General features: G+C 44.7%; 5 protein-coding genes. All 5 read right to left on the reverse strand.

The annotated features are described in order from the left end of the window. The coding region (locus AB4238_RS15640) for a molecular chaperone (RefSeq protein ID WP_372034264.1) at positions 1-667 on the reverse strand (667 nt) is incomplete at its 3' end. Positions 668-785: 118 nt separating this feature from the next. Beyond that, the gene (locus tag AB4238_RS15645) at positions 786-1,463 is read right to left on the reverse strand and encodes a DMSO/selenate family reductase complex B subunit (RefSeq protein ID WP_372034265.1); all 678 of its coding nucleotides are present in this window, start codon (positions 1,461-1,463) and stop codon (positions 786-788) included. Positions 1,464-1,477: 14 nt separating this feature from the next. Continuing rightward, the gene (locus AB4238_RS15650) at positions 1,478-4,006 is read right to left on the reverse strand and encodes a DMSO/selenate family reductase complex A subunit (RefSeq protein ID WP_372034266.1); all 2,529 of its coding nucleotides are present in this window, start codon (positions 4,004-4,006) and stop codon (positions 1,478-1,480) included. A gap of 40 nt (positions 4,007-4,046) precedes the next feature. Continuing rightward, the gene (locus AB4238_RS15655) at positions 4,047-6,056 is read right to left on the reverse strand and encodes an MtrB/PioB family decaheme-associated outer membrane protein (protein ID WP_372034267.1); all 2,010 of its coding nucleotides are present in this window, start codon (positions 6,054-6,056) and stop codon (positions 4,047-4,049) included. Positions 6,057-6,073: 17 nt separating this feature from the next. After that, positions 6,074-7,000: a DmsE family decaheme c-type cytochrome gene (locus AB4238_RS15660; protein ID WP_372034268.1), complete on the reverse strand. Its 927-nt coding sequence runs from the start codon at positions 6,998-7,000 to the stop codon at positions 6,074-6,076. Positions 7,001-7,954 lie beyond the last annotated feature (954 nt).

The raw sequence follows: 7,954 nt of genomic DNA on the forward strand, positions 1-7,954 counted from the left end.
ATAAACGCGTCTCTTTTGGTAGTAACTGAAAATCCTGCTGCATTTGCAGTAAGAAATCATTCCCCAGCAAAGCGATACCACGGTAAAATCCACTGTTTGCATGGCTCTGCACTAGCTCAAAACAGCGCGGCGCCCAAGGCAACAAATGCTGTTGCAATAACACTTGAGTAAAGCGAATCAGCGCTTGATTATCAGTTTCCAGCTGCAGACGACCAAAAGTCTGATCTAATACAGCAAAGAAAAGCCCGATATGATCAAGTGGCTGCGGATAATCAACATCAACGTTTACACCATTGGCCTGATAGAAATCCATCAGCGCCATGGTGGAGCGATCATTAAGTAACTGCTCTTCACTCAAATACACCGAACCTTGTGGAACTGCATTTGGCTCACCAGGGCCAAAAAACAGCTGACCATAGTCAAGCTTCAATTCGATAAGTTCAGCCTCATGGGTATCGGTTGGCCACTGCGCTAAAAATGCAGCCAGTGCCTCACGCCCTTTGCCATTTTCCTCTCGTTTGGCAAAAGTTGGCCAACTACCAGCAACATCACAATCCTTAAGCCCTTGCACTAGTTCGGCTTCAGGATGACGAATAAGGCAGTGATGCAAAATACGCGCTAACCCTTGATACTCAGCAAAATCTATCGACGCTATATTTGAAGACATGGTTCACCTTTAACACGACGCTGGACTCATTATCGCCACAGCTTTTATTACACTAGAAATTAATCATAGCGAATAGCACCAGTTTTGACGCTATTCGCAGGCAAGCTTAAACTCTGACTTAAACTTCAGTTGGGTTTAAGATGCTGCCTTCACCGCTACCTGCAGGGCTACCATTTACATTAGCCTTGATAATTAGGTTTGGTGATGTGATTGATGGTGATGGCAGTGGTGCAATATGACCATCGCCGTCGCCGTACTTTTCACGTAAATTATCCATAGTATCGAAGTCAAGTGCACGCAGTGGGCATGACTCAACACATACTGGCTTACGACCATCTGCAATGCGCTCATAGCAACCATCACACTTAGTCATCACTTTGCGTTCACGGTCTATTTGCGGTGCATCGTATGGACAAGCGCGTGAGCAACTTTCACAACCGATACAGATATCTTGTGCTACATGCACTAAGCCATCTTCACGGCGCTTGTGCATTGCGCCTGTTGGACAGGCTTTAACACATACAGGCTCAGAGCAATGGTTACAACCAATAGACATGTAGTAAGCAAATACATTTTGCTCAAAACAGCCGTTGTTACCCTCAGTCCACTCGCCGCCACCGTACTCATAAACACGACGCCAAGTCACACCGTTTAGTGCCGGCAAGGTGTTGTCTTGCGGGTTCGAGTTGTTACGGATCTCATTGCTTTGACGATCTTTACAAGACACGTGACACGCTTTACAACCGGTACACTTAGTGCTGTCTACATAAAAACCATATTGAGTTGGTTCAGTCATAATTAACTACTCTCTTAAATCTTTTTAATGGCAACACGGATGGTGTGCTGTGGGTTAGCTTTAGCTACAGGGCTTGGCTGGTAACGTGTTAGCGTATTAATTGCGCCGCCTTCATCAATAATATGGCCCGTGCTACCAACCGTTTTACCTGGGTTAAACCAAGCACCTTGACCGAGTGCAAATACACCTGGTGCCACACGTGGCGTGATACGCACCTTAACGGCAATCGAACCACGTTTGTTATACATTTCAACATTATCGCCAGAGCTTAAGCCGTGCTTAGCACCGTCCATTGGGTTAACCCAAACAGCATCTTCGACCGCTTCACGTAACCAAGGTACGTTGTGGTAGCTTGAGTGAGTTCGACCTTTAGTGTGGTAACCCGCCAATTGAATTGGGTAATCCGTGCTTGTGTCTTCATCCTCATAACCATCCCAGGTCACTGTGTACTGTGGGATTGCTGTGATGGTGTCACCTTTAACGCCTGTTGGGTTTAGTGGGCTGTTTTCTTGATCCCAGTTAGCCGCGCGCCATGCAAGCTCTGCAGAGTAGATCTCAATCTTGCCACTTGGAGTTGCTAATGGCTCACCATCATTGATGTAGCTTGCAAGTGCAACGTGATCATCTTGCATATGCTTACGGAAGAAACCAATTTCTTGCGCTTCTTTGTAAGTTGCCGGGAACGCTGGTACAACGCCTAAGTTGGTGCTGCTGTCTTTAGTCTTTTGGTAAAGCTCTTCAAGCCACTGCGCTTCAGTTTTACCTTCAGTAAACTCGGCTTCACAACCCATGTATTTAGCAATCAATGCTGATGCTTCATACATAGACTTACAGTCCCACATAGGTTCAATCGCAGATTTCATCGCGGTGATGTAACCCAATGCACCAGATGCGTATGAATCATTAACTAAGTCGTTAGACTCTAACCAGCTAGTGTCTGGCAAGATGATGTCGGCAAATTTAGCACCAGGAGTCATCCAGCAATCACAACTAACAATCAGCTCAACGCCTGATTCATCTTGGTAGATTTCTGCGGTTTTATTGATCTGCGCATGCTGGTTCAGTAGCGTGCTGTCAGATGCAGAGATAATCACCTTGATGTTAGTACCAAGCGGCGTATCTAAATCATCAGTACCTGTAATACCATGACTACGAGCTGTCATGGTTTCGCCGTGATGAATCGCTTCTGACCAGCAGAAGAAAGAGATCTTTTCTTTAACTGGGTTACTACCAGCAGGAATACCTGCACGGTACATACCGCTCATTGAAGGTAGCTCACCATTTGATGCGCCCAATGTGCCAAGCTTACCAGTCAATACCGACAGCATGTAAAGTGCACGCATGCTTTGCTCGCCATTGGCTTGACGGTTAACACCAGCACCAACAACGATATAAGGCGCTTGTGCGTTTTGTAGGTCAATAGCAATTTGCTTAATTTCAGCTGTCGGAATACCGGTGATCTTTTCTGCCCACTCAGCAGTCTTCTTCGGCGCATCAGCGTATATGCCAAGACCAAGAATGTAATCACGGTAGTTCTCTTCAGGCTTCATTACCGCGGCATATTCTTGCTTAGTCGCGTCACCGCTGGCAGCAAAGATATCTTTCTGTGCTTGAATTGATGCAGCATCGTAGCCCACAGCGTACTTGTTGATGAAATCAAGCGAGTTCGCGTCAACCCAACCAGAGCTAATCATTTGATAAGCAATCGCTTCGGCAAGCGCGGCATCAGTACCCGGACGGATTGGCAACCAAGTCGACTCTTTGCCTAGCATAGAATCGGTGTAACGCGGGTCAATCATGGTCACTTTAAGACCGTTAGACTTTTGCAGTGCTTTTAAGTAATCGTACCCTTCGCCACTACCTGATTGACGAATTTCACTTGGGTTGTAAGCAATACCAAGTAAGTAGTCACTGTTTGATAGCGTAACCGTTGACGAGCCCTTAGTACTGCCAGTACCAAATGTATGCGCCGCAGCTTCTTGTTGCTGTCCCCATGAGTAGTTACCGTAGTAACTTAAGCAACCACCGTTAAGGTTCAATAGGCGGTTGAAACATGCGTTTGATGCAAAACCGTAATAAGCACCAGAACCATAGCTACGGAAAATGGCTTTGTTGCCGTGCTCAGCAATCACTGAAGTCAGTTTATTACCGATGGTCTTAGCTGCTTCATCCCAAGTGATTGGAACGAACTTACCTTCGCCACGCTTACCAACACGTTTCATTGGCGACTTTAGACGGTCAACCGCGTAAGTGCGTTGGCGCAGTGAACGCCCACGAGCACAAGCACGTACTTGGTAAATATCATCGCCATCAGTGATGTCATGGTCAGTTTCGACACGGGTAATAACACCGTCACGACTAAACACTTTAACAGGACAGTTTGAACCACAGTTTACTAGGCATGATGACCAAGTAATTTGCTCATCACCAACCGGTGGCTTAGGCGGAATAACATTGGCATCATCAGAGCTGGAATTACAGCCTGTAACTGTTGCTGCACAGCCCAGCGCAGCACTCATTTTTAAGAAACTTCTACGTTCCATAATCTCGTTTTCCTCGAACTTAAATTGTGACTAACTCGACCTAAAGCAGCTTGTAGCTGAAGGTCAACATCAGTTGATGGGCGTTATAATTGTGATTGATTTCACCTAAGGTGATTAATCCTGAGTTGCTATCGGCGGTGACCATTGCACTGTCTGTATCAAAGTAACGTTCATACTGATAAGCCAGTTTTAACGCCATTTGCGGCGAGATCATGTATTGCCCATATAGGCTCATGCTATGGCTGTATGAGTAGTAAGCCCCATAAGAAGCTTCGTTTGAAGGGCTTACACCCGTGTTACTTTCTGAGTTGGCAAATAGGTAATCCATGCCTAGGGTCAGTCTGTCTTCCATTAGACCTGAATAGGTTGCCCCAAGGCCTAGGTTGATAAACTGGTCGCGAATTTCTGTATGCCAAATTGCGCTTTGATCGCCACTTTGGTCTGAGTCAATCCACTGCTGACCTGCAAATGCGTAGACAGATACCGGCTTAGAAACCTGCAGATGGACATTGGCGTCATAGCCGTAATCTTTGGCTTGGGTTAAACCAATTTCAGTCGCGTCATAGTCGTCGTTGGCGTAGTAAGTACTAACATCAAACGTTAACCACTCTAGTGGTGTGTAGCTGGCGCGAGCGTTCACTTCAGTACGATTGCGATCGGCTAAATGATACTTGCGCATCAGAGAATCAGTTTCGTCAGAAGTGAGCTCATTGGCCTGGTAGTCACTGCCGCCTCGCGAGCCATAGCTCAAGCCAAAATCAAGGGTTAACTTGTCAATAGCGCGAATGTTCAGTTTGCTCCAAACTTCGCTGTCTTGCGTCTCTTCACGCTCACCATAACTGCGCTCAACCTGCTTATAGTCGTAACCAGCTTGTAGGCGGTAACCACTGGCTAAACGATAGCTCGCATTGGCTTTAAAGGTTTGGCGCTCAATATCCATCGGGGTATTTTGCTTAAAAGCACCCGACATTGAATCATATTCGTATTGTGCAAAGTCAAATACTGAAGAGCGGTTGTCACGCTTGTTGTAGTCGTAACTTGCGCCAAGACGTAAGCGACTACTTACTCTGGTACTCGCCGCTAAGTTGCTGCTAAAGGTATCGACTTGACCATCCCAGTTTTGAATCGGGTTGCCGCTCATCTGCACAAGATCTTGATCTTGGATCATACGACCTGAAACCACGCGGCCACTAAACACACTAGAAGCTAAGCGGTATTGACCCGATAACGACACTTGATGCGCTTGGTTATCAGGTGTTGCACTGTATACGTCATAACTATATGGCAAGCTTAAATCGCTAATATTGTTCTCATAACGAGAGCCATGGTAGCTCAGCTCTGACAACCAATTATCACCATCTAACACAATACCTGCGCTAAACTTATCAGTCGTTTCATCAACTGGTTCTGCAAAATTGACCGGACTTGGGCTCATCAAGCTCGCGCTACGATGGCCAGTTTTATCTTCACGGTCGAAACGCGCATAACTACTCAGACCTAACTCGGTGAGTGCTGAGAAATCATACTCAAAACCGATGCCACTACGCTGTCTTTGTAGATCAAGATTAAGCTCACGACTATGCTCACTTGGCGTTAGCATACCGTTGTTATGCCAAAGGTTAGTTTGGGCATTACTGTACTGATTGGTGGTAATGGTTTGAAAGTCCATATCAAGCTGGTACTGCTCACTCTTACCCGCTTCGATATTAATAAAACCATTATCCATTCCAAGCTGATGAGCTTGAACCTTAGCGCGATAACCACTTTGCTGATAAGCCATATCAGCGTTAACACCCGCTATGGCACCATCAGTACCGGTGCCTAACTGATTAATCGCATGGTCATCGTCAGCATCAATAACGCCAACACTGGCACCCACTGTGCCCGAATAACCGTCGGTTATCACACAACGCTTACACTGGTAATTGGCTGTTTTAAGGCTTTCAGTGTTTGCTCGTTGAACACCAAAGTCAGCAGCCATTGCACCCGTTGCGGTGCCAAACAGTGCTAGAGTGATCAAGTTTAAAGAAAACAATTTAGTTGAACGCATATTACTCACTCCAGGTCTTAACGGGCAAAGTTACTGCCAGCAGGATGGTTTGAACCATGAACTTTGCTGTGACAGTTAAGACAGCTCTTACCGGCACTGAAAGCATCTTGACCCGCTTGCGTAGCAACACGGCTTGCATGCCCATCGTCTGCGTGACATTGCTGACATAATTGCGGCACTCGCGTTTTAAGTAGGGCTTCATTTACACTACCGTGCGCTGTGTGACAGTTTGAGCAATCTTCCATAACTGGCGCATGCTCCCACAGGAATGGGCCACGCTTGTCTGCATGACATTCAGCACAAGTTTCATTAAGGCTAGGTTTAATCAGCGCACTTTCAGTCATCGAACCGTGAGGGCTATGGCAATCAATACAGGTCATCTGATCCCATTTCATTGGGTGAGATGAACGCTTATTCATATCGGCTTTTGCGCGGGTGTGGCACGAGGTACAAGTATCGTTAACCATTAAGCGATCAAGTGCAGGGTCTTTTGCAGCGTGGATCTGGTGACAGTCAGCGCAAGCAACCTCTTCCAGGTTGTGAGTACTGTTGTGCCAAGCCATCTGCTTAGGATCGTTATGACAGCCCTGACATACACTGTTTTGGCTCTCAGCAGGTAATTTGCTGTCTGCACCAAAGCTAATCATCGGCTCTTTACCACCACGATTATGTTTACCTTGCGGACCATGACAGGCTTCGCACTGCATACCAGCCATTGGTGATTTACTGCTACTCATATCACCATGGACGCCATCAAAAATCGCCATCACTTTAGGGCTTTTCTTATGACACATGAGACAGGAATCAGCGCCTTTGGGAGAGTATTTACCCTCAGCGAATTTTTCGGTTAATTTCTGCTCTAACTGTTGGGAATCAAGTGAACTCCAAGGAGTTGCTTGCGCAGGTAAAACGGTAATGAGTAATGAGAGTAAACTCGTAGCCATTAACTTGGCTATAAAACTCACTGACTTTATCGGATTTATGAGGGACATTAACTTACAAGCCGGTTGTATATCGAAGGGGGTATTTTAGTGGTATGACCTTAACGGGTTCAAGCTAACGCTGAGTTGGTTCAATGCTGTTACATATAACCGGTTTTTGAGAAAACCGCCTAATAGCTCACAATTTAAAGAGGCGTAAAAAATAAACCTTTAATCGAACAAAAAATATCAATGCTTTATTATTTAGTAATTTACGTGATTATTGATAATGATTACCATCTTTAGCAGTTATTAATATAGCAATTAATTGTAAACAACTTGGTTTTAGCTTGATTCATATTTTGAGCTTGATCACTAAAAAAATACGACCTCTTCAGACAAAAAACAGGAGTACCCAATAATATGTATTTAAACCGATTTAAATTTAAAAAAGGCACAACAAAACCAAATCAAAATTAAACATTAAATTAGCAAGCACCTCCATATTAGCCCATTAAATTTACTTTTATTTTTAGTGCAAACTTAGTTAATCCACAGTGTTTACACTTGTGTTTAAAACTAGATATAACCAGCCATATAAGCTTTGTTACCTAAATATACCATGATGAACAAAATGACTACAAAACGCTCAACTACGTCCTGGATAGCAAAAGTTGACAACCTGAAAGCCTATATCGATAAGCTAATGATACAAATTGCAGCTTATTAGCCACCAAATTGCATGATAGGCTAGAGTCTGTTGATCTTTTATGGTTTTTTTACAGCAATTTATTGGCCATTTTGGCAAGACAGAGGCTATGTCGTGTAGTCATTCACCACAAATAGTCTTTAACGCAGAAAAAATGACCAAGGAATGCTGTCCTTTAAATTCGTTTCATTGCTTCTATTCTTTTATGACTAGAATGCGTTATACCAATCAGTATAAGTTGTTGATCTATTCAGAGTGTTTTTGGCGAA

Origin of the sequence: Shewanella sp. 10N.286.45.A1, from assembly GCF_041470405.1 — a bacterium.
Classification (GTDB): domain Bacteria; phylum Pseudomonadota; class Gammaproteobacteria; order Enterobacterales; family Shewanellaceae; genus Shewanella.

Bases quoted from the DNA above. Each gene is read 5' to 3' on its own strand.
- AB4238_RS15645 (WP_372034265.1), bottom strand. From the start codon at position 1,463: ATGACTGAACCAACTCAATATGGTTTTTATGTAGACAGCACTAAGTGT.
- AB4238_RS15650 (WP_372034266.1), bottom strand. From the start codon at position 4,006: ATGGAACGTAGAAGTTTCTTAAAAATGAGTGCTGCGCTGGGCTGTGCA.
- AB4238_RS15655 (WP_372034267.1), bottom strand. From the start codon at position 6,056: ATGCGTTCAACTAAATTGTTTTCTTTAAACTTGATCACTCTAGCACTG.
- AB4238_RS15660 (WP_372034268.1), bottom strand. From the start codon at position 7,000: ATGGCTACGAGTTTACTCTCATTACTCATTACCGTTTTACCTGCGCAA.